At 58.9% G+C, this 19,196-nt stretch carries 19 protein-coding genes and 1 pseudogene; 10 read left to right on the top strand and 10 right to left on the bottom strand.

The window, feature by feature from the left end:
- Window positions 1-25 precede the first annotated feature (25 nt).
- A complete protein-coding gene (locus tag ACLIRY_RS10250; protein WP_413205273.1) occupies window positions 26-1,777 on the bottom strand; it encodes a B12-binding domain-containing radical SAM protein in 1,752 nt (583 codons plus the stop codon).
- Between the two features lie 310 nt (window positions 1,778-2,087).
- Between ACLIRY_RS10250 and ACLIRY_RS10255 the strand changes: the two genes are divergently transcribed.
- The gene (locus tag ACLIRY_RS10255) at window positions 2,088-2,525 is read left to right on the top strand and encodes a hypothetical protein (RefSeq protein ID WP_413205274.1); all 438 of its coding nucleotides are present in this window, start codon (window positions 2,088-2,090) and stop codon (window positions 2,523-2,525) included.
- A 3-nt stretch (window positions 2,526-2,528) separates the two neighbouring features.
- On the opposite strand, the gene ACLIRY_RS10260 is transcribed toward ACLIRY_RS10255, so the two are convergent.
- The 5 genes from ACLIRY_RS10260 to ACLIRY_RS10280 all read right to left on the bottom strand — a co-directional run bounded on the left by ACLIRY_RS10260 (window position 2,529) and on the right by ACLIRY_RS10280 (window position 6,367).
- Window positions 2,529-3,173: a hypothetical protein gene (locus ACLIRY_RS10260; protein ID WP_413205275.1), complete on the bottom strand. Its 645-nt coding sequence runs from the start codon at window positions 3,171-3,173 to the stop codon at window positions 2,529-2,531.
- Window positions 3,174-3,175: 2 nt separating this feature from the next.
- Window positions 3,176-3,901 carry an ABC transporter permease gene (locus ACLIRY_RS10265; RefSeq protein ID WP_413205276.1) on the bottom strand — a complete coding sequence of 242 codons (726 nt, stop codon included), beginning with the start codon at window positions 3,899-3,901 and terminating at the stop codon, window positions 3,176-3,178.
- Window positions 3,902-3,916: 15 nt separating this feature from the next.
- Window positions 3,917-4,615 carry an ABC transporter permease gene (locus ACLIRY_RS10270; RefSeq protein WP_413205277.1) on the bottom strand — a complete coding sequence of 233 codons (699 nt, stop codon included), beginning with the start codon at window positions 4,613-4,615 and terminating at the stop codon, window positions 3,917-3,919.
- A 127-nt stretch (window positions 4,616-4,742) separates the two neighbouring features.
- Window positions 4,743-5,507, bottom strand: coding sequence for an ABC transporter substrate-binding protein (locus tag ACLIRY_RS10275; RefSeq protein WP_413205278.1), 765 nt, complete (start codon window positions 5,505-5,507; stop codon window positions 4,743-4,745).
- Window positions 5,508-5,590: 83 nt separating this feature from the next.
- The gene (locus tag ACLIRY_RS10280) at window positions 5,591-6,367 is read right to left on the bottom strand and encodes an ABC transporter ATP-binding protein (protein ID WP_413205279.1); all 777 of its coding nucleotides are present in this window, start codon (window positions 6,365-6,367) and stop codon (window positions 5,591-5,593) included.
- 320 nt (window positions 6,368-6,687) lie between these two features.
- Between ACLIRY_RS10280 and ACLIRY_RS10285 the strand changes: the two genes are divergently transcribed.
- Both ACLIRY_RS10285 and ACLIRY_RS10290 read left to right on the top strand, forming a co-directional pair.
- Window positions 6,688-8,259: a hypothetical protein gene (locus tag ACLIRY_RS10285; protein ID WP_413205280.1), complete on the top strand. Its 1,572-nt coding sequence runs from the start codon at window positions 6,688-6,690 to the stop codon at window positions 8,257-8,259.
- A gap of 182 nt (window positions 8,260-8,441) precedes the next feature.
- Complete coding sequence (locus ACLIRY_RS10290; protein WP_413205281.1) at window positions 8,442-9,485, top strand: threonine aldolase family protein; 1,044 nt, start codon at window positions 8,442-8,444, stop codon at window positions 9,483-9,485.
- A 36-nt stretch (window positions 9,486-9,521) separates the two neighbouring features.
- Here the strand turns inward: ACLIRY_RS10290 and fliP are convergent, their stop codons facing one another.
- The 4 genes and pseudogenes from fliP to ACLIRY_RS10310 form a co-directional block, all read right to left on the bottom strand.
- Entirely contained in the window at window positions 9,522-10,274 is a 753-nt protein-coding gene (gene fliP, locus ACLIRY_RS10295) for a flagellar type III secretion system pore protein FliP (RefSeq protein WP_413205350.1), read from the bottom strand.
- Between the two features lie 86 nt (window positions 10,275-10,360).
- Window positions 10,361-10,759, bottom strand: coding sequence for a FliO/MopB family protein (locus ACLIRY_RS10300; protein ID WP_413205282.1), 399 nt, complete (start codon window positions 10,757-10,759; stop codon window positions 10,361-10,363).
- 298 nt (window positions 10,760-11,057) lie between these two features.
- On the bottom strand, window positions 11,058-11,459 hold the full coding sequence (locus ACLIRY_RS10305; RefSeq protein ID WP_413205283.1) for a hypothetical protein: 402 nt from the start codon (window positions 11,457-11,459) through the stop codon (window positions 11,058-11,060).
- A gap of 224 nt (window positions 11,460-11,683) precedes the next feature.
- Window positions 11,684-11,992: pseudogene (locus ACLIRY_RS10310) on the bottom strand (EscU/YscU/HrcU family type III secretion system export apparatus switch protein); the annotation flags it as partial.
- A gap of 757 nt (window positions 11,993-12,749) precedes the next feature.
- On the opposite strand from ACLIRY_RS10310, the gene flgB reads away from it, so the two are divergent.
- The 7 genes from flgB (at window position 12,750) to ACLIRY_RS10345 (ending at window position 19,182) form a co-directional block, all read left to right on the top strand.
- Window positions 12,750-13,157, top strand: coding sequence for a flagellar basal body rod protein FlgB (gene flgB / locus ACLIRY_RS10315; protein ID WP_413205284.1), 408 nt, complete (start codon window positions 12,750-12,752; stop codon window positions 13,155-13,157).
- Window positions 13,158-13,180: 23 nt separating this feature from the next.
- On the top strand, window positions 13,181-13,591 hold the full coding sequence (gene flgC, locus ACLIRY_RS10320) for a flagellar basal body rod protein FlgC (RefSeq protein WP_413205285.1): 411 nt from the start codon (window positions 13,181-13,183) through the stop codon (window positions 13,589-13,591).
- A gap of 61 nt (window positions 13,592-13,652) precedes the next feature.
- A complete protein-coding gene (locus ACLIRY_RS10325; RefSeq protein WP_413205286.1) occupies window positions 13,653-13,979 on the top strand; it encodes a flagellar hook-basal body complex protein FliE in 327 nt (108 codons plus the stop codon).
- Window positions 13,980-14,163: 184 nt separating this feature from the next.
- On the top strand, window positions 14,164-14,418 hold the full coding sequence (gene fliQ, locus ACLIRY_RS10330; RefSeq protein ID WP_413205287.1) for a flagellar biosynthesis protein FliQ: 255 nt from the start codon (window positions 14,164-14,166) through the stop codon (window positions 14,416-14,418).
- Window positions 14,419-14,451: 33 nt separating this feature from the next.
- Entirely contained in the window at window positions 14,452-15,210 is a 759-nt protein-coding gene (fliR, locus tag ACLIRY_RS10335) for a flagellar biosynthetic protein FliR (RefSeq protein WP_413205288.1), read from the top strand.
- Window positions 15,211-15,556: 346 nt separating this feature from the next.
- Window positions 15,557-16,627, top strand: coding sequence for a flagellar biosynthesis protein FlhB (flhB, locus tag ACLIRY_RS10340; RefSeq protein ID WP_413205289.1), 1,071 nt, complete (start codon window positions 15,557-15,559; stop codon window positions 16,625-16,627).
- Entirely contained in the window at window positions 16,624-19,182 is a 2,559-nt protein-coding gene (locus ACLIRY_RS10345) for an ATP-binding protein (RefSeq protein WP_413205290.1), read from the top strand. Before flhB ends, ACLIRY_RS10345 begins: the two co-directional genes overlap by 4 nt.
- Window positions 19,183-19,196 lie beyond the last annotated feature (14 nt).

Raw genomic sequence — 19,196 nt, forward strand, 5'->3', positions numbered from 1 at the left:
GATCTGGCACCCCTGTTCGAAGAGGCTATTCCGCTGCAGCGGCCGTCTGAAGGGCTTCCTGAGTGGTTTCAATCGGGGGAGGGGCCTCCTCTCTCAGGGGGATGTCGCCCATGTGTTTCTCGAGGCGTCCCAGGCGTTGTTCTCGACGCAGCCAGCGTTCCAGGAGAGCGGCATAGATCAGGACGGCACCGGTGACGGTGAGGATCTTGGTATTCCGTAGAACCCGCTTGATGGCGTAGGGAATCATGGGTTCGATGGGAAAGCCCGGGCGTCGGGACAGACGGTCCTTGATGCGCACGGCGCCCGCGTCCAGGGCATGGACACGCTCAAAATCCGCAGCTCCCCGGGAACAGACGAAGGTGCTGCGCACCTCCAGCATTGGCAAACCATAGTACAAGGCGCGGGCGAGTACGGTTTTCAGGTGTTTTGCACTATAATATTGGGTCCAGGCTTTCCAATATTGCCTTTGCCATTCCTCGCGGCTCATGATCGGGTGGTCAACCACGGGGTGGGTGGTGTCGTACCGGGTTAGGTCCCGGTCCATGGGCACGCCTTGGGCAAGCATGCGTTTGTGGTCTTCGGATCCCGGATGGGGGCTGAGCAGGAAGAATTCCCCATAGTCGATGGGAATGACGTCCTGGAGTTGGCGGATGTCCTCGGCCAGACGCTCGGGGGTGTCATTGGGGAAGCCGATGATATATCCGGCCATGGTGACGATCCCGGCACGCTTCCAGGCCATCACTGAATCCCGCATCTGGTGGATCTTGTTCTGTCCCTTGCCTGCGGCGGCGATATTGTCCGCCCGGACGGATTCCATTCCCAGGAAGACCCGCTGTACGCCTGCGTCGCGGCAGGCCTCGATGAAGCCCTTGATCCGATAGGACAGCAGATCGGCCTGGACAACGGAATTCCACGTGATGTCCAGTTCCACCGCCAGCCGTTTCATGATGGCGGTGACCTCGGGCCAAATGGGATTGCGGGCGAAATTGTCGTCGGTGATGAAGACCCGGACTTCCCGTCCCTCGGTCGCGGTGACGCAGTCGCGCAGATACTGCTCGATCTTGGCCGGGTCGCGGGCGCGCATGGTCCGCCCGTGGACATTGATGATCGAACAAAAACTGCACAGGAAAGGACAGCCCCGGCTGACTTCCATGCCATAGGGCCGTTCCACCGTGCGCTTGGTGATTTCTGGATCAATGGTCTGGGCAGGGGCGAGGGTCAGGTCGGCGGCAGTTTTCAGAAAGTTGTAGACCGGTTTGACCTCATCGGCCCAGATATCGGCGAGCAGAGTGTCGATGCCGCATTCCAGCTCCCCGGCGTAGAGGGTGGCGCCTGACGCTGCCACCTCCGCGAAGGCGGGTTCCCAATCGGGAACCATGGCCATGGTGCCACTGACATGAAACCCGCCAATGATTGAGGGGAAGCCGAGATCAGTGAACTGACGGGCGATGTCCAGGGCGCGGGGGAACTGACTGGTTTGGACATTCGTCAGGAAAACCGCAGCCCGGTCGAATTGGCCAAGCCATTTCGCCAGCTTGGCAGGGCGGATAACCTGGGAGAATTCGTCGATCATCTGGAATTCGATGTCCACGTCCGGACCCAGGGGGCGGCGTCGGGCTGCGTCCTCGACGAGACCCGTGACCACGGTCAGGCCCGTGGCGATGATGAAGGAGCGCCACCACTGGATGACATAGCCGTCATCGTCGTACCGGGAAGGCTTGATGATCAGGATACCCAGGCGTTTAGGAGATGCTGCCTCTGCTTTGAGAGCGTCCATTGGTAGGGCCTTCCCTTCATTCTGTTATGGTCTCAAATCGCCACATATACAGTCTACCTGGGCTCTAAATGAGATGTCGACCCTACATTATTCCTGGTGATTTACCTATTTTCTGTGGGGAATTTCTTGTTTCTGTATTTTTTCTGCTTTAATCCTTTGTCTTCTTTTAATGGCATCTGGTTGTTTTCGGCGGAAAAGTCAGTGAAGATCGGATGGAGGGGCCTGCATATCGCCTTCTCCATCGTCTGGAGTGCCGGTCCATATGGCGACGGATTGGTGTTTTTTTTGGGATGAAGAGAGGATCGCCCCCATGCGCATGTTAGGCAATATTCTGTGGTACATTCCGTTTTTGGGTTTCGTTACGGCGGCCTGGACGTGGCTTCTGGGTCTGTTGCTCACCCTTCTGGTGGTCACCGCGCCCATTGGTTTGGGGTTGATGCAATATGGGAAATTTCTGTTCCTTCCCTTCAGTTGGAGCATGGTTGATGGCAAGGATCTGAAGCGGGAGAGCAACCCGGTCTGGTCAGCCTACTCGACCCTCATCATGATCATTTACCTGCCCATCGGTTTGATATCGGTGGTCGTGGCGCTTTTCCAGATTGTTGCCCTGGCCCTGACCATCGTGGGCATCCCCACGGCCTTGGTTCTGGCCAAGTCCCTGGGGACCTTTTTGAACCCTGTGGGGAAGGTCTGTGTCAATCACTTGGTTAAGGATGACATTGACCGGGCGAGGGCCTTAGGCCGGTAGGGACTAATGGTCCTCGCCTAAAATCCCGCCCGGTGCGTACCGCTCCCGACCCTGGACCGGTTGGTTGGAGGCTACGGCCACCAGTTCAGCGATGTCCAGCAGATGGCCCTCCACCATGGCCCAGGTCAGCAAAACCATGCGGCCATCGGCCAGGATGATCCGCAACTCTCCGGTGGGTCGGGAAATTCTCTTTCCCCAGTTCGTCAGGGCACGGGGATCCTGGCTTTCGAGGAGGTGGATTTCCGTCACCGCCTCCCAGGGGAAGCGGGTGTCCTGGATGGGGGGAAGGAAAACACCCCAAATCTGGGTGGGGGTGTGAACCCGCATACCAACGGGGTTGGAGGCCACCAGGAGGATACTGTGGCCCCAACACATCAGTCCCATCCAGACCGCTGGCGCCAGGAGGACCGGCATCCAGGGCAAGGCGGGAGCTCCGACCACCATGGGCAGGACCAAGCCGATTACGGCGAACCCTGCGGCGATGATCCCATATCCCCAGACCTTCAGGTTGCGGTGCGGGAAATGGATGGGTTCCATCGGTACGCGGCGTCGCTTCTTGGCGTGAGAGGCATCGTGCCGCTTCGGCGCGTGAGAGGCATCGTGCCGCTTCGGCGTGGGGTTTGACGCCGAATTCGGGGAAGACACCATCTTTAGGCGGCACGGTCCTGGGCCAGTTCCGTTTCCGGCGGACCCAGCAGGTGGCGGGACAGGCGTCCCTCCACCAAACGCAACAGGCGGGTGAGGACGAAGACCAGCACCAGATAAATCACACCCGCGCTGATAAAGGCTTCCATGGGTGTGTAATGGCGTGCGTAAAGATTGCGCGCGACGCCGGTGATGTCGAGCAGGGTGATGGTGGAAGTCAGCGCGCTCCCCTTGACCATCAGGATGATCTCATTGCCATAGGCGGGCAGGCCAATCTGGAAGGCCCGGGGCAAGAGGATCCGCCGCACCAGAAGCCAGCCATGCATGCCGTAGGCGCGGGCCGCCTCGACCTCGCCCCGGGGGATGGCCTGGATTGCGCCGCGCAGGATCTCGCCGGAATAGGCGCCTGTGTTGAGCGACAGGGCGATGATCGCGCACCAGAAGGGTTCGCGCAGGATGGGCCAGAGGAAGGCGTTGCCCCGGATCCACTCCAGAGTCGACAACCCGTAATACACCAGGGCGATTTGGATTAGCAGGGGTGTGCCCCGGAAGAAGAAGATATAGGCATAAGGCAGGGCGCGGACGACGGGATTGGGGCTGACCCGCAAAAGGGCGGTGGGCACGGCCAGGAAGAAACCGATGGATACGGAAAGCCCCACCAAGAGGAGGGTGGTGGGAAGACCTTCCGTCAGCATTTTGAACAGAAAACCGGGGATCAGTTCGAAATTCATGGCTTTGTCCTCCCCCTATTGTCCGGCGGCGCCGAGGTGCCCTCGGGAGGCACGGCGTTCCAGAACATGAATGACCGCCATGGATAGCAGGGTCAGGACCAGATAGAGCACCGCTGCGGCCATCAGGAAGGTGAAGTAGTCCCGTGTTGATCGCCCCGCCGTATTGGCCGCGCGCATCAACTCGTCCAGGCCAATGACTGAAACCAGGGCCGTGTCCTTCAAGGTGACAAGGAACAGGTTGCCCAGGCCGGGCAGGGCCACCCGCCAGACTTGGGGAAGAATAATCCGCCGATAGGTCATGAAAGGCGTCATGCCAAAGGCCTTTGCAGCCTCCACATGACCCTTGGGAATGGACAGGACGGCGCCCCGGAAAACTTCCGATGAATAGGCACCGAAGATCATGCCCAGGGCGATCACCCCACCCAGGAAAGGGCTGATCTCCACGTAGCTGTCGATGCCGAGCAGGTCGTTGACGACATGGCGGAGCAGGGTTTCCGCGCCGTAATAGAGGATCAGCACGACCAGCAGCTCCGGCAGACCCCGGAACAGGTCGGTGTAGCCGTTGCCGATGGCCCGGGCGAGCCTGCTGCGCGACAGCTTCAAGGCCGCGCCGATCAGGCCGAGGACCAGCCCCAGCGCCACAGCACCAACGGCCAGACGCAGGGTCATGCCTGCCCCCAGGATCAGAAGATCGCCATAGCCCTGAAAATCCATGCCCGGTCCTTCATGGAGGAAAAAAGAATGGACCCTTTTGGACCCGCGTCATTTCCGTATATTTGGGCCCCCTCCCCGCCGTCAGTCCCGCGAAAGCAGGGCTGACGGTGGGGAGGGGGAGGGTCCCTTAATTCAGCAGGCTGAAGGGGAAGTACTTCTCGTTGATCTTGGCGTAGGTGCCATTGTCGATGATCGCTTTCAAGGCGACGTTGAACTTGTCACGCAGGGCTTCGTCCCCCTTGCGGAAGGCGATGCCGACCACATCGTCGTCAATGACGGAATTGCCCTTCAACTCGTAGTTCTTTCCGGCGTCGCTTTTCAGCCAGTCATAGGTGGGGTAGGTGTCGTTGAGCAGCAAATCCACACGGCCCGCGTCGAGATCGAGATAGGCTTCCTCGGCGGTGTCGTAGAGCTTCAGGGTCACGGTGTCGCCCAGGTTCTCCTCAATCCACTGGTCCGACACGGTGGCCCGTTGGGCACCCAGGGTCAGCCCCTTCAAGCCTTCCTTTGAGATGTCGAAGCTCTTGTCCTTGGGGCCGACGAAGTGGAACTGATTGTTGTAGTACGGATCGGAGAAGAGGACGCTTTCCTCACGCTCCGGCGTGATCGACATCGAGGCGATGATGGCGTCGTACTTCTTGGCCAGAAGGGCGGGAATGATGCCGTCCCAATCCTGGGTGACGATCTCGCATTCTGCCTTCATTTCCTCGCAGAGGGCATTGGCGATGTCCACATCGAAGCCCTGGGGCACGCCATCGGCATCGATGAAATTGAACGGAGGGAAGGCGCCTTCCGTGGCGATCTTGATGCTTTCGGCCTGGGCGGCCTGAGCGCCGAAGGCAATGCCAACGGCGGCGATCAAGGCGGTGGCGGTCTTTTTCATGGTCAGCATGGTTGGCCTCTTTTCCTCTAATGAATGGATGGGATCCGGTGGATTTGGGGAAAGGCCCGCGGCACCTCCCCCCGGGAAAAGGATCAAGACAGGTGGTGGGCCAGGAACTGGCGGACGCGTTCCGTCTTGGGCTGCGAGAATATCTGGGCGGGGGGACCCTGTTCCTCAATGTGTCCCTGGTGCAAAAAAATCACTTCACTGGATACGTCCCGGGCAAAATTCATCTCGTGGGTGACCACCAGCATGGTCCGACCTTCCTCGGCCAGGGCGCGCATGACGGACAGCACCTCGGACACCAGTTCCGGATCCAGCGCACTGGTCGGTTCATCGAACAGGATCACCTCGGGTTCCATGCAGAGCGCCCGGGCGATGGCCGCGCGCTGCTGCTGACCGCCGGACAGGTGGGCGGGGTAAAAATCCCGTTTGGCGGCGATTCCGACCTTGTCGAGCAGGGCCAATGCCCGGTCCCGGACTTCGGCCTTGGGTTGCTTCTTTACCTGGACGGGGGCCTCCATGACGTTCTGGAGGATCGTCAGATGGGGCCAGAGATTGAAGTTCTGGAAGACGAAGCCCATCCGCGCCCGGAAGGCGGCCAGTTGCCTGGCATCGGTCGCGACAAGGCCGATCCCCCGCTCGGGCTTCAGGTGCAATTCTTCTCCCCGCAGGCGAACGGAGCCCTTGTCCGGGTTTTCCAACAGGTTCAGGCAGCGCAGGAAGGTGCTTTTGCCGGAGCCGGAGGAGCCGAGGATGGAGATCACATCCCCGTCCCGAGCGGTGAGGGAAATGCCCTTGAGCACCTCCAGCTGTCCAAAAGTCTTGTGGATTCCCTGGACATCCAGGGCCACCGCTTCATTCCCCATGCGCGACCTACTCCCCAGCGGTTGCATGCATACTGTATCCGGGTTCAAGCCTAGATCAAACTGCGGGAAATCGGAATCGATTTCTTACGGATACTTTTGTTTGGAATCAATAACTTGAGGATAGGGCCAGATCTTCTTTCATCCGTGCCTTAGGCAGGCGCGCCGTCGGGGCCGGAGAATCGGTTGTCCGTCACGCACACTTTTAGATTAAATTTTTCCGTATATAAGCGTAAAAATGTATATTACATCTATAAACATTAAACATATGTGGTATAATGTCAATTGTATAAGTGATGGTAAGCAACCAAATGGAGAGTGAGATGGCGTTTGATGAGAATGCAGCGGGACATATCTTGAAAAGCTATAAGTGCTTGGTTGGAGAGCTCATCCCTAACCAGGCCGTCACTTTCTCAGACCAGCCCAGTACCACCGGTGCACAAGGTAGCCAATGCATCATGGATTACTGGGAAGGGTATGAGGCAATGTCTAAAATTGAGACATTCGGAGCCTCTCTGGACATCGGCATCAAAGGTGTCCTGGGCCTTGATGTCGGGTATCAGGAAACGGTTGCGCAAAAAACCACCAATCACAGCGTTGTTTTGTACATCGACAGCAGGGTGAAACGGTTCGTGACCGAGGGGGGGGCGGTAAAATGGCGTGATGACACCGTTCGCCCGACCCCGGGAGACCTGAACAGTTACATCAGATTCTATACGAAATATGGTGATCGCTTCGTCTCCTCCGTGACCACGGGCGCCCGCTATGCCCTGGCTCTGGTCTACTTCGCGACAACCCATGACGAGGCTCAGGAAGTAAAAGCAAATCTAGGATTGTCAGCCAACATCAAGGGAATTCCCGTCACCACTGAAATAAGAAACGATCTCGCCAAAGGTATGGAAAAAATTAACGTGGCCTGTCAGTTGCGTGTTGTGGCCGACGGCTTGGCTGATTTTAAAGGGGGGGTGCCTTCGGTGGATGATCCTCCTACCCGTCATATCGATTTTGCGATGGGCATCTTGACCCAAGAGCTGCCGAAACCGGCCGTCGTGGATCTGAAATTGACCAGTTACAATGTCGTGCCCGACGACGAACAGGTGTTCTATCAGGTGGATCAGAATATCGATCGTTTCGAGAAGGTGCGTGATGATGCGTTCCAGATCCGCGCGCTCTACAAACACGTAAAATGGATAAGTCTGATTTATCGCTACTTCGGCAATGCGCCCGACCCGAAACTGGATACCGTCGGCAAGGAAGCCGAATTGGATATGAAAGCGCTGAGGGGGGCTCTCCTCTCATATGAGGAGAGCCCGGCGAGAAAGTTGGGTGACCTGCCCGAGCTTAAGTCACTCCGGCATGGGGTGCCTGAATTGAATGTTCAGGATTGGGAGAGCCCGCTCTATGGCACCGATGATGGAAGAAAAAAATACGACCTTATGAGCGGTCCTGATTGGAAGGTGAACCCTTGGCGTATCGCTACGGTCCGCATCTCCCGTTGGGCGGACTACGTCGGTGACATCGAGATCAAGTATGAGCGCCTCTATTTGACCAATGTCGGCTTGATCCAGGGCTACCTTTCCGCATCGGAAATAGGGTGGTTCAGCCTGCGGAACCGAGGGGATGACGACGGTTTTTTCCTGGGTCCCGCAGTCACGCCGAGCAGTGACGCTTACGTCAAATTCATGAAACTCAGATGCGGCGCGGGACTAGACTATATCGCCTTCAAGTTCAGCGACAATATTGAAGCGAGCGGTGGTGGCGATGGCGGTGGGGAGGTTCACCTTGAAGAGCAAAGGACCTGCGTCACCGGTTTCAGGAGCAGTACCGAACCCTATGCGGCCCTGTTCGGTTTGAAGATTTTGGGAAAAACGTTCCTCCCGACCCATTGGGTATAATGACACCGGATTTGGAGTCCGTCGGGAAAATCGGGCATCGGTTTTCCCGATAAGACAAGCACCGTCAAAAGGACCAGACCTCTGCCAGCCTTGTGCCGACGCTGCGGTATGGGATCTTGTCCCGGGGGAACAACGCCTTATCTCTTAGGCGTTGTTCCCCCTTAAGGATATGCGTGTTTCCCATGGTCAATCTCTGTAGCGACAACGTTTCCGGTGCCCTTCCTCAGGTGGTCGAGGCCCTTGCGGCCGCAGCGAGCGGTCCGGCCATGCCCTATGGGGCCGACCCTTGGACCGAAAAGCTGGAAGCCCGGCTGGCGGAGGTGTTCGAGCGAGAGGTGGCGGTGCTGCCCGTCGCCTCGGGCACGGCAGCCAATGTCCTGTCCCTGGCCGGGTTGACACCCCCTTGGGGGGCGGTCTACTGCCACCTGGACGGCCATGTGAACGTCGATGAATGCGGTGCCTTCGAATTCTTCTCCGGCGGCGCCAAGCTGATTGACCTGCCGGGGTCCGAAGGGCGGATCGATCTCTCGGCCTTGGAGCAGGCGGTTGTCCAGGCGGGAGGGCATGACGTTCATGTGGCCCAACCAGCGGCGGTCAGCATCACCAATGTGACCGAGGCGGGGACCCTTTATACCCCGGCCCAGGTTGCTGAGGTGGCGGAAGTCTGCAAGCGCCATCATCTGGCCTTGCATATGGACGGAGCGCGCTTTGCCAACGCCGTCGCCGCCTTGGGCTGCTCCCCGGCGGAGCTCACCTGGAAGGCGGGGGTGGAGGTGCTCTCATTGGGGGGAACGAAGGGGGGATGTCTCGCCGCGGAGGCGGTGGTGCTCTTCGATCCGGCGAAAAAGCGCGAGATGGAATTCCGCCGCAAGAAGGGCGGTCACCTTTTTTCCAAGATGCGATTCCTGTCGGCTCAATTCGTGGGTTGGCTGGAGGGGGATCTCTGGTTGACGGCTGCGGCCCATGGAAATGCCATGGCCGCACGTTTGGGTGCCGGGTTGGATGGAAACGCGGGCGTTCGGTTGCTACGACCGGTGGAGGCCAATATGGCCTTTGTCGAACTGCCCGAAGCCCTGCGCGAGGGATTGCGGGAGCGGGGGCATGCCTTTTATCCGGCTGGGCCGGAGTCAGATACGGTGCGTCTGGTCGCTTCTTTCGAGACGACAGAGGTTGAGGTGGAGGCCTTCCTGAGGGATGCACGAGAGTTGTCGATGGAGACTCTGTGATCTTGCGCAATGGAGAGGCGGGGGAGGGGCGGGGTTTTATCCCCCACCCGGTCCACCGCCATAGCTGGACAGTAGCGAGCCCACAATCAGGTACCAGCCATCGACCAACACGAAAAAGATCAGCTTGAACGGCATGGCCAGCATCATAGGGGGCAGCATCATCATACCCATGGACATCAGGACCGAGGCGATGACCATGTCGATGACCACGAAGGGCAGGAAGATCAGGAAGCCGATTTCGAAGGCCCGCCTTAACTCGCTGATCATGAAGGCCGGGATCAGGGCCTGAATGGACACCTCCGAGGGGTCGCTCACCGTTTCTTTGTTGAAGGACATGAACAGGTCCAAATCTTTGGCCCGCACATGGGCCAGCATGAAGACCCGAAAGGGTTCAACGATAAGGGGAAAGGCTTCCTCTTCGGTAATATCTTCGGCGATGAGAGGGGCCAGTCCATTGTCCCAGGCCTGCTCGAAGGTGGGGGCCATGATGAAGAAGGTAATGAACAGGGCCAAGCTGGTGATGACCATGTTTGGAGGTGCGGTTTGGGTCGCCAGGGCATGGCGCAGGATGGACAGTACCACCACAACCCGCGTGAAACTGGTGACCATGATCAGCAGTCCGGGCGCGAGGCTGAGGACCGTCAGCAAACCCACGAGCTGAATAATGCGCGAGGTGGTGGAGCCATCCCCACCTGCGTCGCCTCCCAGGTTCAGGTTCAGGGATTGGGCCAGCGCGGGGTTAGCACCCCAGATGGCTATGACCAATCCGACACAGATCGCGAGTGCCATGGCCCCCATGAGCCAAAGGGTCTTGCGACCCGGCGCGCCCGGGACGCGACCCTGAAAAGCGGTGGACTTACGCGCGGTGGGCCTGCTCATGGGCGGGGCTCTCCATCCAAGCTGACGTTGGAGTCGGCTGTCGCTCCGGGGGAGTCCGTTCCCGTCCCTGAAGCAGTGCGGTTGCCTTTCAGCATGCGGGCGAAGGCCGTGCCGGGTCCCCGTTCGGCATCGTCCTCCTCCCGGGCGGGGAGGCCGCTTTCAACCAGGAGATCGGTGCTGCCGCCCACCAGAAGCAGGTGTTCCACATTGTCCCTGCGGACCAGGACCAAGCGCCGTTTGGGGTCGACGGCGAGGGTTTCCAACACCTTGATCCGCTTGGCCGAGCGGTTGCGAACCATGCCGGGTGCGGCGAAGCGCTTCAGGACATAGGCGAGAGCGAACAGCAGCCCCAGTACGAAGACGAGGGCCAGCATGAAGCGAAGGTAATTGTCCATGTCCATGGTGCGAGAACCGGTCGGTTTCCAAGGGAGCGCCGACGAGTCAGCGCTTGTGTGTTTCATTATTTGTACGGGCCCTGTCCCCACAAGGGACAGGAGTTGGGTCGTTTTAGCTCAACAAGTTGAGCATCGAGTGGACCGGAAGACCGGTGCGCACTTTTCCGCTCGATGCTCTAGAGTGAAACGGGATCAGCTTGAGTCAAGCTGGCCCCGTTTCACTCTCGTTCTATAAGTTTTAGAGTATCTTCGAGGCCAAGTTTGGTCGCGACGCGACCCAACTTGATCTCGGAATACTCTAGGACCCTTTCCCAGAAGGTGTGGGTGGGGGCTGCCAGACGTCGTCCAGGGCGTCATAGGCCCGGGTGACCTGTGCGGCCTTGGTGGGGGGCGTATGGCCTGGAGCGCCCTCAGGGGGATCGAACAGCAGCGGTCCAAAGCGGTCGTGCAGGGCGGCCTCCAATTCGTCCAGCCCTGTGATAAGCGATTTCAAGCTCGGAATAAAGGGGCGTCCATCCTGCCGGGGCAGGTCCGTTACGGCCTTGCACAGGGCCGAGACTTTGCCCTCCAGGGCCGAGAGGTCGACGGCCCGCTCCTCTCCCACCAATCGTTTGGCGGTGGCGATCAGGCTATTGACCTTCTCCAGTTCAACGGAAATGGCGCCGGTATTTTGGGAGGAGGACGCTGTCGGCGGGGTCATGCAAGGGGCTCCTTATCGGAGAGACCTGTGGGGGAGGGGGCCGGTTCGGACTCGCCCGGGGCGGCGGCTTCGCCGTCCAGGGTCGGCAGCGGCATGGAGATCCGCGCGGCACCATGAAGGAGTGGCGGCGCCGTCGAAGACGCCATTGGAGAGGCGGCCATGGCGGCGGAGAAGGCATCAGCGCTGCTGCCTGAAAGCTCCGATCCCCCGTCCTCCGACGTTCCGGCGATCTGGCCATTGGCGCGGTAGACATAGGCGAGGATCTCTGCCACGGCGGCGAAGGCCTCTACGGGAATTTCGCTGTCGACATCGACGGCGGACAGAATTTGAACGAGATCGGCGTCCTCGCGCACTTTCACCCCATGGGAGAAAGCAAGCTCCAGGATCTGCTCGGCCACTGCGCCCCGTCCCGTAGCCAAAACTCTAGGGGCGGAGCCGGTGGAGGTGGGATCGTAGTCGAGCGCAACGGCGACGGTCTCGCCATCGTCACCGGTTTTGGTCGACCCTTTCGGGGACGACTTGGGATCTTCCAATCCGCTCCGAGTCCGCGTTCCAGGGACAGGGGGGCGGCTTTTTTTTTCGCTCACCCGAATTTCTCCGATTGGATGGCTTCAAACCTAGACTCGCAAGCCCGAGTTAAGAAGGTGTTAATATCTAGACTCATATGGTTAGAGGATTGCGCGAAGCGGAAAACCGGTTGTCCGCTCCGCGTTCCCTGCGGCGGCCCCAGGGTACACGACAAGGGCCGACAGACCGGGCTAACGCCCCGTGCTTTTTGGAGGCGAAGCCTCCAAGCCTCCCCTTTTTCTATTCCTTTTCAAGGAATTGGGGTCCGGGGCCCGCTGGCCCCGGCGGGGGCTGGGGCAGCGCCCCAGGGTGGGAAAAGGCAGACTGTCGTGTACCGTGGCGCTTCCCACTTGTCCGATCTAACTATATGATTTAGATCACGTTTATGAAATCAGGTCGGGCAGACTTGATTTTATCGTGATCTAATGTAACCAAAGGTTTGATGTTTTGACTGCGTCGGCGCACGAGGGGGGCGAAGGCGTGGATTTTGTCGGGCATTCGTTTCCGATGATTCAATGTTTGTTAAGGAAATGGGTGTGATAGTGTGAGACGGTGATAGGGACCGAAGGAGTCTGTCCGTCGCGATGAATTTTACGCGACCCCCTCGACAGGCAGAGGCCCCCTCGGATATGTCCACAGGACCGCGTCCTCTCCGGAACGCAGTTCATCCTGAATGTGGTCCCAGTTGAACGGGGCCCCACCAGAACGCGAAAGTCTGAAACCATGGATCTGAGCAAACTGGCGATCTTTAAAATGGCGAAGGACCGCCTGGATTGGTCTGCCCAGCGCGAGAAGGTTCTGTCCCAGAACATCGCCAACGCCGATACGCCGAACTATAAGGCCAAAGATCTGAAGGAATTGGATTTCAAAAATTTGGCCCTCAGCCAATCCAAGCGGGTCAATATGGTGCGAACGAATGCGGCCCATATGTCTGGTGGTCTGCCCGATAGCGGTCCCTACCAGGAGAAGGTGGAGCGCTATCCCTATGAAAGCTCGCCCGACGGCAACGAAGTGATTCTGGAAGAGCAGATGAGCAAGCTGGGCGAGACGAAGAGCCAATACACGATGTCCGTTCAGTTGCTTAAGAAACATTTGAATATGATCAAGATCGCGACCCGTAGCGGTCGATAGAACGGGGTTGGGGAAGCATAGACATGGATGAGCTGAAACAATCCAGCAAGATCGCCACCTATGGCCTTAAGGCGCAGGCGGAGCGCTTGCGCACCATTTCTCAGAACCTCGCGAACGCCGATTCCGTGGCGGAACGGGCGGGAGAGGATCCCTATCGTCGGAGGATCATGACGTTCCGCGACGAAATGGACCGGGAATTGGGGGCAAAAGTGGTTAGGGTGGGGCGTCGGATGGAGGACATGAGCGCCTTCAACCGCGAATACAATCCCAGTCACCCCGCAGCGGACAATCAGGGTTACGTGTTGACGCCCAATGTCAATCCGTTGGTGGAGATGATGGATATGCGCGAAGCCCAGCGGTCCTACGAAGCCAATTTGAACGTGATCAAAACCGCTCGCGAGATGACCAAGAACACCTTGGAACTTCTGCAGTAACAGAGACCTCATTCCTTAGGACTTCAGTCCCTCAGGGATATGTGTTCAGGAGAACAAACCCATGGCCGTCGATTTCGCCAGTGCCGTTTCCGCCTATAAGTCTGCCTCACGCATGGGGGGGGCCGAAGGTGCAGGGGCGATCACCAATCCCATGGGCGAGAAGTCCGAGGGACCCAAATTCGCCGAAATGGTTCAGGGGGCCGTTCAGGAAACCATTGATGCGGGGCGCAAGGGCGAGGATATGACGAAGCTGGCCATCGAGGGAAAGGCCGACTTGCGGGATGTTGTCATGGCGGTGAACAATGCAGAGACCACCTTGCAGACCGTTATTGCTGTGCGCGATAAAGTGGTGAATGCCTATGAATCTATTTTGCGGATGCCGATCTAATTTTGTTCAATTCTAAATTGTACTATGGGTTGGACCGAACTGGTTTGATCCTGGTGCGCTCAGGCCCTGCCTCTTGCGGGCATTGACCAAAACCGGGCGAACCCTATCATAGGCTTGGCAAGATCATAGGCTGGGCAAGGTGTGTCGCGGTGTCGGAAAGTGAGGATTCCCTGTGGAAGAGGCGATGATCATGGATGTGGCGCGGGATGCCATTTTCACCATGCTGCTCGTCTCCGCGCCGCCCTTGTTGGCTGGTATGGCTATCGGTTTGGTCATTGCCCTCTTCCAGACGCTGACCCAAATTCAGGAAATGACCTTGATCTTTGTTCCCAAGATCATTTTGGTTTTCGCCGTCATTATGCTTCTGTTGCCCTGGATGGTGCGGGAAGTTTCTGAATTTATGGAACGCCTCATGGACATCGCCGTATCCCTATCCTGATCCCTGTCAAAGGGAAGAAAGGGGGACACCCCGATGTTCGACGCCTATCTTGACCTGAATGTCTTCCATTTGCTTCTGATCTTCGTCCGTTTGGGGGCGGCGATGATGGTCTTGCCCGGGTTTGGTACCGCCTATCTTTCCGTCCAAGTTCGCCTTTTATTGGCGGTGACCATTTCTGTGGTCGTGCTGCCCACAGTGGGTGGTGGATTGCCCCCCATCCCGGATAATGCCACGCTGTTGGTCCTCCTGATTCTCGCCGAAGCGATGATCGGCTTTTTTTTGGGACTGTTGGGCCAATTCTTGATGGTTCCCATCAATCTGGCGGGGACGGTGATGGGGTTTTCCACGGGCCTGATGATGGCTCAGGCTTTTGATCCTGCAACCTCTCAGCAGGATAGCCTGATTTCCGGCTTTTTGTCGGAAGTGGCTCTTGTGCTGCTGTTCACCCTTGGCATGCACCATTTGATGTTGCAAGCGATTGTCGGCAGTTACCAAGTCTTTCCGCCTGGAATCCTGCCCGATACCGGCGACATTATTCGGCTTCTTTCCAAATTGCTCACCGATGGTTTTCGTCTCGGCTGGCAATTGGCGTCACCCTTCGTGGTTTATGGCATTATCTTCCAGGCCACCTTGGGCGTGCTTGCCCGGTTGATGCCCCAGTTGAATGTCCTTTTCGTAGCCATGCCCGGCCAGATTATTTTCGGCTTATCTCTGTTGATGACCACTGTGCCGGTGATCCTCATGGCCTTCATGGGGCATTTCGAGGATAATTTCATCGGCTTCCTTCGCTAGATCAAATCCTTATACCAAGCGGCGCGGGTTTAAACCCACGCCGCTTTTCTTGCGTTCAAACGCCAGGCGGGCTTTTACCCGCCATAAGGCGCGGCGGCCACTTGGCCCCTTCCAAGGTGCGGTGAGGCAAACTCACCGCACCTGGGTATGAGCCTATCGCGTGGACCGGAAAACCGGTTCCCACTTTTCCGCGCGATACTCTAGAGTGAAACGGGATCAGCTTGGGTCCACGCGCTTGGTTTTACTCTCGTTCATATCGATAGGAGAGTATCTTCGAGACCAAATGGGTCCAATCTGATTGCGCTGAATGCGAGCGGTGGGGGATCAATAACCCTGGAAGGGCGTCATGGCCGACGAGGACAAGGACTCAAAGACAGAGGACCCGACGGCGAAAAAGCTGGCGAAGACTCGGGAAGAGGGGCAGGTCGCCCAGTCGCAGGAGGTCAAAAGCTTCGCCTTGCTGGCTGGCGCTCTGGTCATCGTGGCCATTCTGTCCCCCTGGATCACCGACCGGATTGCGCTACTGAGTATCACCTTCCTGGATCGTCCCCATATGTTCCATCTGGATGCGGAGGGGTTGCGGGATCTATTGTCGGCGCTCTTGTTGAAAGTGGGCTTCCTGATGATTCTGCCCTTGGGGCTGCTCGTCCTGCTCGCGATACTGTCCTGTGTGGGGCAATTCGGCTTTCTCTGGGCACCCAAGCGGATGGCACCGAAGCTGAACAAAATCAGTCCCATCGGTGGGTTGAAGAAGTTGTTTTCCATCCGCACGGTGATGGAGGGGGCAAAGAGCATCGTCAAGATGGGCCTGGTGTTGGCCGTGGTCTATGTGCTTTTGGCTCCCCGCCTGTCGAACCCCGAGCGGTTCATGGACCAGGATATGGCCGTGACGCTGGTTGAACTGCACGAGCTGTTGATCCTGCTTCTCGTGGCGGTGGTGGTGATCGTGGCGGCCATCGCAGCGGCTGACTTTACCTTCCAGACATACAAGCACAACGAAGACCAGAAAATGACGAAGCAGGAGGTCAAGGACGAGCATAAAAATACCGAGGGCGACCCCCAGATCAAAAGCAAAATCCGCCAATTGCGGATGCAACGGTCCCGGGAGCGGATGATGGCCAAGGTGCCCGAGGCCAGCGTCGTGGTGACAAACCCGACCCACTTCGCCGTCGCTCTGAAATACGATATGGAAACCATGTCTGCCCCGGTCCTGGTGGCCAAGGGGCAGGACTTCATCGCCCTGAAAATCCGTGAAATCGCCGAGGACAACGAAGTGCCCATCGTTGAAAATCCGCCCCTGGCCCGAGGCCTGTATGCCGCAGTCGAAATCGACCATGAAATCCCTGCAGAGCACTATAAGGCTGTTGCCGAGGTCATCGGTTACGTGATGCGCCTGAAAAAGACCACCAAACGATGAATGACAGGAGACGGGCCGCAGGACCCGGCAAAGGACTTGCCACAGGATTTGACAGTGGCGGGATGGACGGTCTCCCCTTATGGGGGAGCGTTCTGGGCACGGGCATTGCGCTGGGGGGGGGCTTTGGGACCCTGCTGGGCGTGGGGCCGCTGGCTGGGGGCTGTGCGGTCCTGGGCAGTCTGCTCGCCTTGGCATCCCTGGGAGGACTGCGCCAAAGAAACCTCCGCCTGATAGAAGATGCGGCGCGGGGCCGTGCGGCTGCGGCCCTGCTTGACGCCGAAGATGGCCCCCGACTATTGGGAGGACCCGAAGAGGGACGGGTTTTGCACGCCAATACCCAGGCGGTGAGTCAATGGGGAGAAGGGGAGCCCCTGGAGCACCTCCGCCGTCGGCTGCATGGCGATATGATGGCTGCGGATGCCCTGGAACGGCTGGAGGAAGCGGCCCGCCAAGGCTTGAAGGAGGAGGTGGATCTTCCCTTGAGGGAGGAGGGACTGGGGGCCTTCAGCGAGCCGGAGTGGGCGCGCGTCATGGTCATGCCGGGCCCCGAGACAGGCACCCGCATGTGGTTCAGCCGGGACGTGACGGCGCGCCGGGCCATTGACGAGGTCCTGCTGCGCGAGCGGGAAGAGCTGGCGGATTTCCTCTATTTTCTACCCGCCGGGCTCTATTCTGTCGATAGCGAGGGGCGGCTGCGCTACGTCAATCAGGTGCTCGCGCAATGGCTGGGGCGGACGGCCGAGACGATGGTTGGCATGGATTTGGGGGAGATGGTCGACGGACAGATTCCTGCCCTCGACGGGGCCTGGGAGGGGCGGCTGCGCTTCCTTCCCCTGGACGATCCCCCCTTTGACGCGGAGGTTCGCCAGGCCACTTTCGACGATGCCGGGCATTTGCGAACCCGGTCGGTGGTTACCCGCTTGCCCGAGGTCATACCCCGGGCCGGGGAAGGGGAGGGCGGTTGGACCCGCCGTCGCCCCTGGCTATTTGACGGTGCCCCCGTAGGCATTGCCCTGCTGGATCCGGAAGGGGCGATTACCGATTGCAACGCCTCTTTCCTGGCTATGGTCGGATCGGATCGGTCCGAGGTGCTCGATAGCCCCTTTTCTGGATTGGTCGCCGTTTCGGACCGGGCCGATCTGGTCCGATTGGTGTCCCGGGTGGGCTCCGGAGCCTTGGACGGTGCACGCGCGGACTTGCGGCTGACCGTTGCCCAGGGGGAGGAAACCCGGGAGGTGGCGGTTGGGGTCTTCCTTTCGCCCATGACCGGTGCCGGTTCCGCGGCCCGGATGGGAGAGCCCCCAGACGGGGTTGTCGCCCATCTGATTGACACCACGGAACAAAAGAACTTGGAACAGCAATTCGCTCAAGCGCAGAAGATGCAGGCCATGGGGCAACTGGCCGGTGGGGTGGCGCACGATTTCAACAATCTTTTGACAGCCATGATTGGCTTTTCGGACTTGCTGCTGCAACGCCACGGCATTGGGGATCCCAGCTTTGCCGATATCATGCAGATCAAGCAGAACGCCAATCGGGCGGCCAATCTGGTGCGGCAGTTGCTGGCCTTTTCCCGGCGCCAGCCCCTGCGTCCGCGCTTGTTGTCGGTGACCGATGGATTGTCGGAACTCTCCCACCTGCTGCGCCGCCTGCTGGGTGAGCGGGTGACCCTCAAGATGCTTCACAGTCAGGAGCCGGGGCATATCAAGGTGGATCCGGGTCAGTTCGATCAGGTGATCATCAACCTGGCTGTCAACGCCCGGGACGCCATGCCGGAGGGGGGAACGGTGACGATTTCCACCCATCGGGAAATTGTCGACGGGACGGGGCGGAAAGGGGTGAACTCTGTCCCATCCGGAGACTATGTGGTTATTGATGTGACCGATACAGGCATGGGGATCAGCCGGGAGAATCTCGCCCGCTTGTTCGAGCCCTTTTTCACCACCAAATCCGAGGGCACCGCAGGGGCCGGCACGGGCCTGGGATTGTCTACCGTATATGGAATCGTCCGCCAGACCGAAGGGTATATTTTTGTGGATTCCGCCCAGGGGGAGGGCGCGACCTTCACCATCTACCTGCCGCGCCACGAACCGCCGCCGGATGGTGTTGCACCGGCGGCAGGCAGTGACGCCCTGGCGACAGGACCGACGAAGGAGGGGGGAGGCAAGGCCGAGGAGGATGTCCGCGACCTGTCGGGCAAGGAGACCATCCTGCTGGTGGAGGACGAGGACGCCGTCCGGATCTTCGGCGCCCGTGCCCTACGCAACAAGGGCTATACGGTGCTGGAGGCTCGCAGTGGTGAAGGTGCCATGGAGGTTTTGGAAACCGGACAGGGGATCGATCTGCTGATCACCGATATGGTCATGCCCGGCATGGACGGGGCTAAACTCTCCGTCAAAGCCAGGGAGAACCGTCCCGGCTTGCGGATTATTTTGATCTCCGGCTACTCGGAGGACGTGATCAAGGGGGATATCGTCGACCAGCCCGACACCCATTTCCTGCCAAAACCTTTCAGCCTCAAGGCCCTGGCTGAAAAGGTGCGGGAGGTTTTGAATTAGAGCCGGATTGCGAC

The sequence above is a fragment of the Rhodospirillum sp. A1_3_36 genome (assembly GCF_047263945.1).
In the GTDB taxonomy this organism is placed as follows: domain Bacteria; phylum Pseudomonadota; class Alphaproteobacteria; order Rhodospirillales; family Rhodospirillaceae; genus Rhodospirillum.